Below are 15,186 nucleotides of genomic sequence, written 5' to 3'. Positions count from 1 at the left end.
TTTTATAAATGAAGGTTTTTTTATATTAAGAATTATAATTATCTAATTAATCATTCAACTTTAAAACAGCCATAAATGCTTGCTGAGGTATCTCTACGTTACCTACTTGACGCATACGTTTTTTACCTTTTTTCTGCTTTTCTAATAATTTACGCTTACGCGAAATATCTCCACCATAACATTTTGCAGTTACATCTTTACGTAATGCTTTTACAGTTTCTCTAGCTATAATTTTTGCTCCAATAGCTGCTTGGATTGGAATATCAAATTGTTGACGTGGAATAAGTTCTTTTAATTTCTCACACATCTTTTTACCAATGTTATGTGCGTTATCTGCATGTATTAAGGCAGAAAGTGCATCTACTGGCTGCGCATTTAATAAGACGTCCAAACGTACTAATTTTGATGTTTTCATTCCTAAAGGATGGTAATCAAAAGAAGCATAACCTTTAGACACGGTTTTTAATCGGTCGTAAAAATCAAATACAATTTCGGCTAATGGCATTTCAAAAGTTAGCTCAACACGTTCTGGTGTTAAATAGTTTTGATTAACAATCATACCACGCTTTTCAATACACAAACTCATAACGTTACCAACAAAGTCTGATTTAGTAATTATGGTTGCTTTAATAAAAGGCTCTTCCACACGATTTACTGTTGACGGATCTGGTAAATCTGACGGGTTATTTACAATAAATGCTTTGTCTGGATGCTTATTTGTGTAGGCATTGTATGACACGTTAGGTACTGTAGTAATTACAGTCATATCAAACTCACGCTCTAAACGCTCTTGGATAATTTCCATGTGTAACATTCCTAAAAACCCACAACGGAAACCAAAACCTAACGCAGCAGAACTTTCTGGTGCAAAAACAAGAGAAGCATCATTAAGTTGTAGCTTTTCCATACTGTTTCTAAGCTCTTCGTAATCCTCTGTGTCTACTGGATAAATACCAGCAAATACCATTGGTTTAACATCTTCAAAACCTTCTACAATATTAGTTGTTGGATTTACAAAATCAGTAATTGTATCTCCTACTTTTACTTCTTTAGCCGTTTTAATACCTGTAATTAAGTATCCTACATCTCCAGTTTTAACGCTTTGTTTTGCAACTTGTGTTAACTTTAGTGTTCCAACTTCGTCTGCATTATATTCTTTACCTGTAGCGACAAATTTAATTTTCTGTCCTTTTTTTATTTCACCATTAAAGACTCTAAAATAAGTTTCAATTCCTCTAAAGGTATTGTAAACCGAGTCAAATATTAACGCTTGTAATGGTGCGTCTGGATCTCCTTTTGGAGCCGGAATACGTTCAATAATAGCTTTTAATATCGCTTCTGCACCAAATCCAGTTTTTCCACTAGCATGAATCACTTCAGAAGGATCACATCCTAATAATTCGACAATATCATCAGTAACTTCTTCTGGGTTTGCACTTGGTAAATCTACTTTGTTAAGTACAGGAATAATTTCTAAATCATTCTCTAATGCTAGATATAAGTTAGATATTGTTTGTGCTTGTATACTTTGAGCAGCATCTACAATTAGTAAGGCACCTTCGCAAGCAGCAATAGATCTTGACACTTCATAAGAGAAATCTACGTGACCAGGGGTATCAATTAAGTTTAAAATATAGTCCTCACCTTCAAAGGTGTAGTCCATTTGGATGGCATGCGACTTAATGGTAATACCACGTTCGCGCTCTAAATCCATACTGTCTAATAACTGAGCTTGTTGTTCTCTAGCAGTTACAGAACCTGTAGTATCTAATAAACGGTCAGCAAGTGTACTTTTTCCGTGGTCAATATGTGCAATTATGCAAAAGTTTCTAATGTTTTTCATAGTCAAATCACCTTATAAATCAAGGTTGTTGCAAATATAAAGTAATTATCGGGCTTTTTTTCTTTTTTCTTTGGAAACCAAATTCCTCTTAATTTGTGGTTTTTACCACAGCTAAAAGTGTTTTGTTATTATTATATTGCGCGCTTAACGTATTATAAATGAATCGCTTTAATTTTTTAATTGTCTTTTGTTTATCTGTAACTAGTTACGCTCAGGATTTAACCATTTCTGGGACAGTTGTAGATGACAATAACCTACCTGTGGCTTTTGCTAACGCAATAGTCTATTCTTCTGATGAGTCCAAAGTTATAACGGGATCAAGTACTAATGACCAAGGTCAATTTAGTATTGATAATTTAACCTCTGGAGCATATGTTTTAAAACTATCCTTTATTGGTTTTGAATCTGTTAGTACACCAATCTCTTTGACCAAAACAACCGATGTTGGAGTAATAGTTTTAAAAATAGCTTCTGAAACCCTTGGTGAAGTTACTGTTAATGCAAAAAAACCAACAGTTGATAAGTTAGCAGATCGTTTAATTTTTAATGTAGAAAATACGGCATTGATAGAAGGAAGCATGCTAGATGTTATACGTAATACACCTTCTGTTTTTATTATGGACGATGCTATTAAAATAAGAAACAGCTCGCCGACAGTCTATATTAACGATAAAAAAGTAAATTTAACTGGTGGAGATATTATTCAGCTTTTAGAGTCTTCTTCAGCAAATAGTATTAAATCTATAGAGGTCATTAATACACCAGGAGCTAAATACGATGCCTCAAGTGGGATGGTATTAAATATAGTTATGGGTAAAAATTTGATTATTGGATATTCTGGACGTGTCTTTAGTAAATATAAACAGGGTGTTTTTCCAAATTATGAAGGTGGAATATCTAATTTTTACAAGACAGAAAAAATAAGTTTATCTGCTAATTATAGTTTTTCTAAAGACAAGATTAATCGTGAGAATAACGATCAGATAAATTACTTAAATGATGATAATACTTTAGATCAATTATGGGCATCTAACATAAATAGAAATAAACGAACAGAAACTCATAACGCTAATATCAATTTTGATTATTTTATTGACGATAATAATACTTTAAGCCTGTCTTCAACGTTATTAACAACGCCTTATTATGAGTATTCAATAAAAAATAAAACGCTAATCTCTGATCAAAATAATAATTTGTTATCTAGTTTTAATGCTAATACGTTTTCTTCTTATAATAAAACTAATTTAGGGTTTGATGTAGATTATGTAAGCAGGTTTAAAGATGATAGTAAATTATCTGTAAATACTAGTTATACAAACTTTGATTATTCTAGAGTACAAAATATCAATAGTGATTACTTTTTAGCAGATAATACTTTTGATTATAATAGTGCCTTAAAAACTAATTCTGATCAGGATATTAGCATTGTAAGTTCTAAAGTAGATTACTATATTCCTTTTGATGATGACACTTCGTTGTCATTTGGTATTAAAGGAGGGGAAGTAAAAACAAATAATGATGTCGTAAGATTTAATATTGTGGGTAACCAAGAAACTCTAGATACTGCTAATTCTAATATTTTTGATTATAATGAAAACGTTTTTGCTGCCTATGTCGATTATGAAGAGACCTTTGGGGGTTTTGTTTTTAATGGTGGCTTACGTGCAGAGCAAACTAATGTTAAAGGCGTGTCTCTTGATATTACAAACAAACAAAACTATCTTGATTGGTTTCCAACATTAGTTTTGACACACAATACAACGGAAAAATTAAGCTTATATACTAAATATAAAAGAACCATTTCAAGACCGGATTATTCAGATTTAAATCCGTTTGAATTTCTTTTAAACGATAATATTATAGTTACTGGTAATCCAGATTTAAAACCGGCATATTCAAATCGTTGGGACTTTGGGACTATTTTAAATGATACCCACACTTTTGAAGTTAGTTTGATAACTACCAATGGTAATTTTGCAGAGTTAGGGTTTCAAGATAACGACACTAATATATTAACCTATACACCACAAAATATAGGTAAAACCGCAGAATTAAATTTTGCTTATGAGACGTTTTTTACCGCGTTTGATAGATTATCTATTTATTTTGTAACAGTAATGTATTACACAAAAGAGGAGACAACTGTTAATAACCTAAATGTTACGTTAGATCAATGGAGTAATTATACAGCATTAAATGCTGGGATTAGCTTTTTAAAGGATAATAGTCTAAATACAAATTTTTCTATGACCTACGCTTCTAAAAGAATATCTGGATTTCAAACTGTTAGCGGAATGCTTTTTTCTGATTTATCAATATCTAAATCCATTTGGAATAAAAAAGCAACCATATCTTTACTAGCGTCTGATTTATTTAACACCGCAGATTTTAAAACGTCAACACAATATTTAAATCAAAATTTCTCACAATTTACTAATTTAGATAACCGTTATATAAAATTAGGGTTTAGTTATAAATTTGGTAATAGTACGCTAAAAACTAATGAGAAAGAGAAATATACTACAGAGCGTAATAGAATAAAGACTAAAGATTAAGTAGTTATTATTATAACAAATTTATAGTATGCTAAAGGCATACATATAGATCTTGTGCGTACTGTTAATAGTAGTAATCATGTTGTAAGTAACAATGAAAATCACTAACCAAAACATAATAACAAAAATACACTTAATCATATCTGTATGTATTGTTGTTCCGGTGTCTTTTTTTTATGGTTTTAATCCAAAATCTCAATTCGATATTCAATTAGACACCATAGACGAGCATAATTTTTTTAAAGCTATTATGGGGCTTTATTTAGGGTTTTCTATACTTTGGATTTTGGGTGTATTTAAAGTCAATTATCTTAAAATAGCATTAGTAACCAATATGATATTTATGCTGGGTTTAGGTTTTGGAAGATTGCTAAGTTTAACATTAGATGGTGTCCCAACCTTTGGTTATCAATTCGGGACTTTTGCAGAGCTATTTTTAGGGTTTTATGGATTGTGGGTATTGCTAAGCCATCATACTACCACAAATACCTAAACTAACAATTACATAAACGGCAGCTAGTATAAATAACACTTTAGCTGCTTTTTTGTTTTTTTTAAGTAAAGAAAAACCAATAGTAGCTAATAAAATAGCTGGTCCAAACATAATAGCAGCAAAAAACAAGACTATTCCATCGTAATTTCCACCTCCTCCAGTAGCTTCTATTAAAAAAAATGTATTCATAAAATTCCGCAATAGCCTAAGCTAATTAATACATAAACAGCAGTTAAAATGCCAATAACTTTAGCTGTTTTTCGCTTTTTGTTTCTTAAAGATAACGCAATAATTATTGCAATTAATGGAACACCATAAAAGATAAAAAGCAGCAGTAATATAGTATTTCCGCTAATATTCAAAATCATTACTTGAAGCATATTTTATTTTTTATGATTAAAAATAGTAGTAGCATAACTCTATTTTTAATTGTACTTAGTAATTATAGCTCGTTTCTAAGTTGTTCTAAGCGTGCTTTTTTGTCATCACGATAAAACAAATTCATGGTTTCAAAAGGGATAATTTTATTGTCTTTATCCACAATATGCACACACGATTTTTTAATGGCTCTAACATCAAAGTTATAAGCATCTATAAACTGCATAATAATCACTCTAAATAAATTATCATAACCCAATTCTGGTGCATCTATATTTGGTAAGCAACACATGATAGATTTTAGGTTTTCTTCTGCAACCTCAACCGAGTTTCCTGTGCTAAATAACTCTACCATTTTACCTTGCAGTGCTTCATCTTGCTCGTAAATAATAGTATTTTTGCTATTATCTAATAAATCGTTTGGATTAATATAACGGGTCAAAGGGAATACTTCATCGCCTAATTTAAGCGCATACCCCATCACCAAAGCATCCGGATTACACGGTACAGGCAGCAAGTCGTCAGCATTAAAAATAGTGGTTTGTTCCATTATTTTTCGACGTACCTCAGTAATGGTCATCCGATCCGTTTCTGGATTAAAATTATCTAATCGACCAGCAATTTGAGTTGGTTGTAAGGTCACACCTCTAACACATTTTTGTTTTAAAGCGTAGTCAATAATTTTACCAATCTCGCCATCATTTAATCCCTTTTGTAGTGTGACCACTAAAGTTGTTGATAGGTTTAATTTGTTTAGGTTTTCAATAGCCTGTTTACGGATATCATTTAAATCGGCACCGCGAAGCTCGCGCAACACACTGTTTTCAAACGAATCAAATTGTAAATAAATTTCAAAGTCAGGAGCGTAGGTTTTTAGTCTTTCCGCGAAAGCGAAATCTTTAGCAATTTTAATCCCATTAGTATTCAACATTAAATGCCTAATCGGTAACGTTTTGGTATAGTCCATAATTTCCCAAAATTGGGGATGTATGGTTGGCTCTCCACCAGATATTTGTACCACATCAGGTTCCTTTTCATTTTTAACAATAGTGTCCAACATGGCCTTAACTTCGTTCAAAGTACGATGTCTGCCATAGGTTGGTGATGAGCCCGCATAACACGTCGGACAAGTCAAATTACAGCGGTCCGTCACCTCAACAACCGTCAAACAACTGTGCTGCTCGTGGTCTGGACACAAACCACAATCGTAAGGACAACCATAATCCGTTTTAGTGTTAAAAGTATAAGGTGTTTCGCTAGGCTTATTGTAGTTGCGTATGTTTTTATAATACGCAATATCATCAGCAATTAACACCTTGCTATTGCCATGTTCCTTGCAACGTTTTAACATGTAAACATTATCATCTTCAAAGACAATTTTAGCATCCACACGTTTTAAACACTCAGGACACAAGCTTAATGTAAAGTCGTAATAGGTATAATTTCTAACTGGCATTTTCTGTAATTTATGTTATTTTGGCGTTACCACAAGGGTCGCGCTATCCACTAAATCTTTTTTACTTGTTCTCGATACATTTTGCTCATGCTTCACAAAATACTCGAACTGACGTAAAAAAGGATACCGTTTCTATCGCTAACGCGGGTGTTTGGTAAGTAAAAGACTAGCAATAAATTTGCTGTAATACAACCAACAAATTACACATAATATTTGGATACTACTTAAACCAAAAGTATAAAACACATTAGGTTTTAAAAACTCGATACAAAACCTAAAGCCAAAATAACTGAGCATAAAAATCTTAAACAAATCTCCGTTTTTTAACTGTAATCTATTGTTTACAGTTTTTAAAGCTATAAATAAAAAGATTAAAAAAAACAACTCATATAAAGAGGTAGGATGTCGCAGTAAGCCATCACCTAAATTCATTCCAAAAGCAGAAGTAGTGACCTTACCATAAGTAAACTCGTTAATACCAGATAAGAAACAACCAATACGACCAATAAAAATCCCTAAAATTATAGGGAAGACAAATAAATCTCCAGACGAGTGCTTTTCGTTAATTATTTTCTTTGCCAATTCCACACCAAGTAAACCGCCAAATAAACCACCCATTATGGTTTTTGTGTTTAGTAATGTAATGGCATTATTTAATGTAAATGCAATTAAAGGATTTTCTAAAAACCCAACCAATCTTGAGCCAACTAAAGCACCTAAAGCTGCACCTAAAATAATAGAGAGTCGGTTATTGGTGTTAATAATATCTGTACTGTGTTTTCTTAAAAACACATAATATCTATACGCTATAAAAAAGGCGAGATATTCTAATATAAGGTGAATATTTATGTTAACGCCAAAAAGCTCAGGGTTGAAGGGTAGGTCCAAATAATGATAGATTATTAGTTAAATATACACAATTACCTAAAAAACACTAATTTTGCACCAAAATTGTATCGTGGTAAAAATAGGTAATATAGAACTTCCAGACTTCCCGTTGTTGTTAGCACCAATGGAAGATGTGTCAGATCCACCATTTAGAGCGTTGTGTAAAGAGCAAGGTGCAGATGTGGTGTATACAGAGTTTGTAAGTAGCGAAGGTTTAATACGTAACGCAGCAAAAAGCGTTATGAAATTAGATATTTACGAAAAAGAACGTCCCGTTGGTATCCAAATCTTTGGAGCTAATTTGGATAGTATGTTACAAACCATTGATATTGTAGCAGAGTCAAAACCAGATATTATTGATATTAATTTTGGATGCCCTGTTAAAAAAGTAGTTAGTAAAGGTGCAGGAGCAGGAATCTTAAAAGACATCTGTTTAATGGAGCAACTAACTGCAGAGATGGTTAAACGCACCAATATCCCTATAACTGTAAAAACACGTTTAGGTTGGGATCACGATTCTATTAGAATTGTTGAGGTAGCAGAACGACTTCAAGATGTAGGGTGTAAAGCTATAGCAATACATGGTCGTACCAGAGCGCAAATGTATAAAGGTGATGCGGATTGGAAACCAATTGCACAGGTAAAAAATAACCCACGTATGAACATTCCTGTGTTTGGAAATGGAGATGTGACTACACCAGAACGCGCAATGGAAATGCGTGACCAGTACGGCTTAGATGGCTGTATGATTGGTCGTGCAACCATTGGTAATCCTTGGTTTTTTAAGCAAGTAAAACACTTTTTTGAAACCGGAGCGCATTACAGACCAATTACTATGCAGGAGCGTGTAGAAGCAGCTAGAAGACACTTACAAATGTCTATTGACTGGAAAGGAGAAATTCTTGGTGTTTTTGAAACCAGACGTCATTATACAAATTACTTTAAAGGTATTCCGCATTTTAAAGAACACCGCATGAAAATGGTGACTAGTGATGCATCTGTAGATGTATTTGCTGCTTTTGATGAGGTTTTAGAAAAGTTTGGAGACTTTGAGTTTACTGAATAGTAAAATCGAATTTTAAATCTTATTTATATATATATTATAAAAGCACCTCTCTTTAGTAAAAGAGAGGTGCTTTTATTTGTAGTCTAAAGTGTTTGGTTTGTAAATTACAATGCATCTATTTAGTTAAGCAAAGCGCTAACTAAGCACAACAGTAAGCGCAAGAAGGATGAAGCAATGTGTTTGAGCTCCTCGAAGAGAGCGAGTTGCGCGAGCCTGTTTGCCTGCTAAGGCAACTTGCCCAAAATTAACTAGTCTTAACTAAGTTTTGTGTAATTCTAGAGGCTGCAATTTTTGAAGCAATTATCCCTAAAACAGAGATTGTAAGCATGACTATCACAAAGTTTTTAAAGTGAATAGCTACAGGATAAGGTAGGCTTGGTGTGATCATAATCAGGTTAAAGCTAGACTGTAATTGCACGATTATATAACCAATTACTAGTCCTAAAAATCCACCAACAATAGTCATTAAAATCCCTTGGTAAAAAAAGATGTTTCTAATGTCTTTTACTGTAGCACCGATGTTGTAAAGGGTGCTAAGGGTTTTCTTTTTATCCAAAATCATCATGACAATGGAGCCTATAACGTTAAATAAAGCAATAATTAATACTAAGGTAAAGATTAGATAGACCGCTAAATTCTCTGTGTTTAGCATTTTGTATATCGCGTCGTTAAGTTGGTCTTTATTTTTGACAATAACGTTTTGACCAATTATAGTTTTAATTTTAGCTTTTATAGCATCCTGGTCTGCATCTTCTGTTAATTTAAATTCTAAGCTGGTAATTTGATTAGGCTCGTAATTTAATAACTGACGTGCAGTGGCGATAGATGCAAAAATGTATTTATTGTTTAGCTCTTCGTTAATATCATAAATACCAACGTTAATGGTATTAACCTGATTTAAGGCTTGACTTTGCGAGCTTATTTGACCTTTTCCTGGTTTTGGTACGGATAGGGTAATGGTTTTTCCGTAATCGTTTACAAAAGCCGATAACCTATTGGATATTGCCCAACCAAGTACAATTTGTGGGGTGTCTTGATATAGCCACGTACCATAAGGAATTATGGAGTCTATGGCTGTTATTTTGTTGTAGTTTTCATCTACACCTTTGATGTAAGCGGGATGATTGTTACCCTCTGAAGAGGCAATAACGCGTTCTTCTATTATTCTAGAAAAGTTAACTACGCCATCAATAGCATGTAGTTGTTTGTCTTGATTATCGTTTAAAGTAAAAGATTTACCTATGGTGGTTTCGACTTTTAAATCGGGATCGATAATGCTGGTAAATTCTAATGTAAAATCACGTAAACCAGCAAAACCCGACAATACAATAAACAATGATGCAGCACCTAAAACAATACCAACAATAGCAATTATTGTTATAAAGTTAATGGCATTATTACTGCTTTTACTGCGTATGTAGCGTTTTGCTATGTATAACGGAAAATTCAATTATCCTTTTTTACGATTATCTAATAAATCAGGATTTTGGATTGGGTTATCTTCCCCTTTAAGTGATTTTTCAATTTTATCAATATGCTCTAAACTGTCGTCCACATAAAACTCTAATACAGGCATTCTGCGTAGTTGGTTTTTTGTGCGTTGTGCTAGCTCATGTCTGATCATTGGTTTGTTAGCTCTAATCCCTTCTAAAAGCTCCTTTGCTTTGTTATTAGGGAATATGCTTAAATAAACCTTAGCATCTGTTAAATCTGCAGTTACTCTAACTTTAGATACAGATATAATTATACCGCGCATTCCACCTTGTGTAGCAGCTCCCTGAAGGATATCTACTAAATCACGTTGTAAAACCGAAGCTATTTTTTTTTGTCTTTGACTTTCTTCCATGGTGCAAAAATAGTTGTTATTACAAGAATATATTACTTTTAAGGCATAATTAAGCAATTTTTGTACCTTAAATTATATAAAAAATGAAAAAAATAGAACATATAGGTATCGCAGTCAAAAATTTAGAGGAATCTAATGCTCTTTTTGCGAAGCTTTTTGGCAAGCCTCACTATAAAATTGAATCTGTAGAGAGTGAAGGTGTAAACACTTCTTTTTTTAAAGTAGGTCCAAATAAGGTCGAATTGCTAGAAGCAACAACCCCTGAAAGTCCAATTGCGAAGTTTTTAGAGAAAAAAGGAGAGGGGATCCATCACATTGCTTTTGCTGTTACAGATATTAAAAAAGAAATTTTACGATTAAAATCAGAAGGTTTTGTTGTGCTAAATGAAACACCTAAAAAGGGCGCAGACAATAAGTTAGTCGCTTTTTTGCATCCAAAATCATCAAACGGTGTACTAATAGAGTTGTGCCAAGAGGATAACTAATTAAAAAAAGGTTTGCAAGACTTTAAAATAAGTAGTAATATTGCAATCCGATTTCGGGTCCTATAACTCAGCTGGTTAGAGTATCTGACTCATAATCAGAAAGTCCCTGGTTCGAGCCCAGGTGGGACCACACTCTAAAGTCTTTAAGAGCTTGTTTATCAAGTAATTAAAGGCTTTTTTGTTTTTTGTATTCCCGAGAAATTCCCGATTATATGTTGTTATTACCTTGCTTTACAGTAATGTATATCATCTTACATTAAAGTATGTTTTATTAAAATTTATAAAATACTTTCTTCATTTCTTTTTCTACAAAACCATTATATCTGTTGTTATATTCTAAATCGCATAGTTCCTCTGGGTCTACAACATCCGTGTAAGTGTTTTCGAAATTTTGATCTATTGCGTCTTTAATAATAGATTTATAGTATAATTTACTGTGATTATAGCTAATTCCTGATAAATTGATAGTTGATCTTTGTTATTTACCTGATTAAAGTCTTTAATTTAACAAGTGATAGGTGTTTTGGCTTAAAAAAACACACTTAAACGTTTAAATATAGTTATTTTGATTATTTTTAGGTGTTCATCTGTTTTTTTTTAATTTATTTGATAGTTGATAGTTGAAAGATTTAAATTGCCTACCATACTATTTCACTACTAAAAATTTATATATTAGTTATACCTCAAATCCAACATTTTATTTGGACTTGTTTTTACAAATAGAAAATCAATATCAATATGATTAAAAAAACTACTCCTCAAAGTAAATTTATTTTTTGTTTTTTATTCGTGCTATTTCTTGTATTTAGTTCAGCTGTAAGTGCGCAAACACAAACTTTAGCTGAGATTCAATCTAAGCCAGGTTGTGCTACAATAACACAAGCTATTGTAAACGAGTTTTATAATCCTATTCCTGCTGGTGGCGGAAACCCAGGAGATGCAGGTATAGTTGTAGATATCGATATTACTACAGAAAATACAGCTGGTGCTGCTAGCTCTTTTGAATATCAGGCTGAAACATCAGGTAATTTAACTGATGCCCAATACTGTCAAGTTGGGACAGAAGGTCCAGATTTTCTTTATAATTTTACAGTTCCAGATGGAGAAAGGGTTACTTGTTCTAATGCTACAACAGTAATTAGTAGTGAGGGTGATTTTAACAGTGGTACGGAGTGGTTAGTCGTAATTGATGAAAATAATGAAATAATAGGAGGGATTCCGCCAAGTGGAGGACCTGAGTGTTCGGGTGTAACATTTACTGTTACAATAGATTTAATAGGAGACGATATAAGTGCCTTAGCAGCTGATGGAATTGTGAGCTTAGAATTAAGATCAAAAGGTGGTTCTTCAGGAAATAGTGGTAACGAAACAGATGGGCCATGTCCTTCTCCAGGAAACTGTGCACGTATAGATAGTATTACTTGGGATGTTCTTGCAAGCCCTATTCTTAATACACCACTAATATCACCAGATATTTGTGTTGGTGAGTCTACCACATCAACTGCAGATGCTAGTGGTGATTTACCTATTACATATAACTGGACCGTTGTATCAGGAGACGTTTCACTTACAAATGCTAATCAACAAACGGTAACAATCCTTGCTGGCACAACTCCGGGTACTTATGAATTAAATGTAGATATTTCATATGCAGGTGAGCCTGGTTGTACCGAAAAATTTTCAGATTCTGCTACAGCACAAGTAAGACCTAATCCTGTTTTTGGAACTTATATAATTGAAGAATGTGAGGAATCTTCAATACAAACCTTAGATGCTAACAATGTATTGCCGTTAGGACCAGGTGAAAGTGTTGTTTGGTATAATGCAGCAACAGGAGGAGCTGTTGTTCCTAATCCTACTTTAAATACAGTAAACACTATTGTGTATTATGCCGAAGTTAGTAATAGCTTTGGTTGTGTTAGTGCATCAAGATCTGATGTTACTCTTACAATTTTTGATGCTCCAACAGGTACTAATACATCTGAAGCTGTTTGTTCTGGAGAACCATATACTTTCGATCTTACAACAATATCAACTGGTACAACTTTTACATATACAGTAATTTCATCAAATCCAGGAATAACTCCTGCTCCTGCAGCAGGAAGCGGTACTTCCATTTCAGGAACTTTTGATAATTTAAGTCAAAGTCCAGTTAATCTTACATACACAGTAACTCCTATTGGACCAGCGCCAAATAATTGTTCAGGAGATTCTTTTGATGTTATAGTAACAGTTAATAGACTGCCAAGATTAGTTAGTACTGTCGATTTAATAGAATGTGGTGATTCACCTACATTACAAACGCTTAATGCCAATAATGCAATTGCTAAAAATGCTAATACAGATGTAGTATGGTATGATGCTATAACAGGAGGGAATATAGTTGCAACTCCAGAACTTAATTCAATTGGTGTTATTTCTTATTTTGCAGAAATTAGTGATCCTGCTACTGCATGTGTTAATCCTTTAAGAGAAGAAGTAATTCTAAGATTAGTAGAACCGCCTTTTCCAGATTTTACTGAAGCAGCTTGTTCTAATGTAGCCTTAAATATAAATATCTCATCTTTTACTTCATCATATACAGTAACTTCCTCAGATCAATTAAATGTACCAGCAGGACCAAATCGTCCAACTGCTAGTAATGATTTTATAACAGATACTTATGTAAACACAACTGGAGGGCCAGTAACAATAGTTTATACAGTAACTATAGAAGATACAACACCTTGTGATGGGCAAATATTTGATATAACTGTAACAATTAGTCCTGAACCTGAAGTTTCAAATGTACTTGACACAACAGTTTGTAGCGAAGAAGCAATAGGAGTTGTTTTAGATGTATTACCTACAAGCTCTGCTGCAGCTACTTGGGAAATTGTAAGTGTTACTCCTCAAGGAGGTTTAATTGCAGGAGGTTCTAATGCAACAGCAGCAACAGGTCTTTCATCAAATGCTATTGCTAATGATGTATATACAAATAATACAACAGGAGATTTAACGGTAGATTATATTGTGCAAGCGACTTCTTCTGCAGGTTGTGAAGGAAATCCAGAAACAATTACAATAACAATATCAACAGCACCAACATCAGATGTTGGAACGGATAGTTCAGATTCTATCTGTTCAGACGCTATGTATACGTTTACAGACGGAACATCAACAGGCGGAACAATAGCTTGGACAACCAGTGGATCAGGAGCATTTAGTAGCAATTCAGCAGAAAACCCAACATACACACCAAGTGGAGCAGATGTAACAGCAGGAAGTGTAACATTAACAAAAACAGTAACAGGAACCGGAAGTTGTTCAACAACTACAGTTTCAGATGATTTTGTTTTAACAATAAGTGAAGCACCAATAGTAGAAGCAGGATCAGCAACAACATTATGTAGTGGTTTTGGAAGCTACCAATTAGTAGGATCAAGTATTGACGATGGTGCAATGACAGGAATTTGGACAGTAAGTACCAATCCAGGAGATGGAACTGTAACACCAACTACAGCAACAGGAACGCCAGACACAGCTAATTTTAGTGCAACAACAGCAGGAACATATATTTTAACATTAACAACAGATGCAACATCACCTTGCACAATAGTAAGTGATACTGTAAGCATAATAGTTGAAGCAGCACCAACATCAGATGTTGGAACGGATAGTTCCGATTCAATTTGTTCAGACGCCATGTATACGTTTACAGACGGAACATCAACAGGAGGAGTAATAACTTGGACAACAAGTGGATCTGGAGCATTAAATAATATTTCAGCAGAAAATCCAACTTACACACCAAGTGTAGCAGATGTAACAGCAGGTAGTGTAACATTAACAAAAACCGTAACCGGAACTGGAAGTTGTTCTACAACATCAGTTTCAGATGATTTTGTTTTAACAATAAGTGAAGCACCAATAATAGAAGCAGGATCAGCAACAACATTATGTAGTGGTTTTGGAAGCTACCAATTAGTAGGGGCTAGTATTGGCGGAGGAGCTACTACAGGGATTTGGACTGTAACAAGTGGTCCCGCAGGTAGTTCGGTTACTCCAAATACAGCAACGGCGACTCCAGACACGGTAAATTTTAGTGCAACTACAGCCGGATCTTACGTGTTAACATTAACAAGTAATGCAGTGGGACCATGTATAGCGGTAAGTGACACCGTAAATATTACT

12 protein-coding genes and 1 tRNA gene are annotated in these 15,186 nt (G+C 33.7%); 6 read left to right on the top strand and 7 right to left on the bottom strand.

The window, feature by feature from the left end; all coding sequences use genetic code 11:
• Positions 1-46: 46 nt before the first annotated feature.
• Positions 47-1,843: a translation elongation factor 4 gene (gene lepA, locus CXF54_RS05290; protein ID WP_101202735.1), complete on the bottom strand. Its 1,797-nt coding sequence runs from the start codon at positions 1,841-1,843 to the stop codon at positions 47-49.
• Positions 1,844-2,001: 158 nt separating this feature from the next.
• Here lepA and CXF54_RS05285 point away from each other — a divergent pair, with 158 nt between their 5' ends.
• Together CXF54_RS05285 and CXF54_RS05280 are read left to right on the top strand one after the other, a co-directional pair.
• Positions 2,002-4,401, top strand: coding sequence for an outer membrane beta-barrel family protein (locus CXF54_RS05285; RefSeq protein ID WP_101202734.1), 2,400 nt, complete (start codon positions 2,002-2,004; stop codon positions 4,399-4,401).
• Positions 4,402-4,495: 94 nt separating this feature from the next.
• Positions 4,496-4,894 carry a DUF4345 domain-containing protein gene (locus tag CXF54_RS05280; RefSeq protein WP_101202733.1) on the top strand — a complete coding sequence of 133 codons (399 nt, stop codon included), beginning with the start codon at positions 4,496-4,498 and terminating at the stop codon, positions 4,892-4,894.
• On the opposite strand, the gene CXF54_RS05275 is transcribed toward CXF54_RS05280, so the two are convergent.
• The 4 genes from CXF54_RS05275 to CXF54_RS05260 all read right to left on the bottom strand — a co-directional run bounded on the left by CXF54_RS05275 (position 4,865) and on the right by CXF54_RS05260 (position 7,616).
• On the bottom strand, positions 4,865-5,083 hold the full coding sequence (locus CXF54_RS05275; protein WP_101202732.1) for a hypothetical protein: 219 nt from the start codon (positions 5,081-5,083) through the stop codon (positions 4,865-4,867). The two genes, CXF54_RS05280 and CXF54_RS05275, sit on opposite strands and share 30 nt — an antisense overlap.
• Complete coding sequence (locus tag CXF54_RS05270) at positions 5,080-5,274, bottom strand: hypothetical protein (RefSeq protein ID WP_101202731.1); 195 nt, start codon at positions 5,272-5,274, stop codon at positions 5,080-5,082. Before CXF54_RS05270 ends, CXF54_RS05275 begins: the two co-directional genes overlap by 4 nt.
• Before the next feature lie 62 nt (positions 5,275-5,336).
• Entirely contained in the window at positions 5,337-6,728 is a 1,392-nt protein-coding gene (locus CXF54_RS05265) for a radical SAM protein (protein ID WP_101202730.1), read from the bottom strand.
• A 138-nt stretch (positions 6,729-6,866) separates the two neighbouring features.
• Entirely contained in the window at positions 6,867-7,616 is a 750-nt protein-coding gene (locus CXF54_RS05260; protein ID WP_101202729.1) for a prolipoprotein diacylglyceryl transferase, read from the bottom strand.
• A gap of 70 nt (positions 7,617-7,686) precedes the next feature.
• Here CXF54_RS05260 and dusB point away from each other — a divergent pair, with 70 nt between their 5' ends.
• Positions 7,687-8,682 carry a tRNA dihydrouridine synthase DusB gene (gene dusB / locus CXF54_RS05255; RefSeq protein WP_101202728.1) on the top strand — a complete coding sequence of 332 codons (996 nt, stop codon included), beginning with the start codon at positions 7,687-7,689 and terminating at the stop codon, positions 8,680-8,682.
• Between the two features lie 244 nt (positions 8,683-8,926).
• Here dusB and CXF54_RS05250 read toward each other — a convergent pair whose 3' ends face one another.
• The gene (locus CXF54_RS05250; protein WP_101202727.1) at positions 8,927-10,132 is read right to left on the bottom strand and encodes an ABC transporter permease; all 1,206 of its coding nucleotides are present in this window, start codon (positions 10,130-10,132) and stop codon (positions 8,927-8,929) included.
• Entirely contained in the window at positions 10,133-10,528 is a 396-nt protein-coding gene (gene rbfA / locus CXF54_RS05245) for a 30S ribosome-binding factor RbfA (RefSeq protein ID WP_101202726.1), read from the bottom strand. It abuts the gene before it with no gap.
• An 83-nt stretch (positions 10,529-10,611) separates the two neighbouring features.
• Here rbfA and mce point away from each other — a divergent pair, with 83 nt between their 5' ends.
• The 3 genes from mce to CXF54_RS05230 form a co-directional block, all read left to right on the top strand.
• Complete coding sequence (gene mce / locus CXF54_RS05240; RefSeq protein ID WP_090837029.1) at positions 10,612-11,013, top strand: methylmalonyl-CoA epimerase; 402 nt, start codon at positions 10,612-10,614, stop codon at positions 11,011-11,013.
• Between the two features lie 56 nt (positions 11,014-11,069).
• A tRNA-Ile gene (locus tag CXF54_RS05235) sits at positions 11,070-11,143 on the top strand.
• Between the two features lie 608 nt (positions 11,144-11,751).
• Positions 11,752-15,186 (top strand): PKD-like domain-containing protein (locus tag CXF54_RS05230; protein ID WP_157823398.1); only part of this gene is annotated, 3,435 nt, incomplete at its 3' end.

The organism is Olleya sp. 1-3 (assembly GCF_002836085.1).
GTDB lineage: Bacteria > Bacteroidota > Bacteroidia > Flavobacteriales > Flavobacteriaceae > Olleya > Olleya namhaensis.
This window is presented reverse-complemented; position numbering and strand designations above follow the sequence as displayed.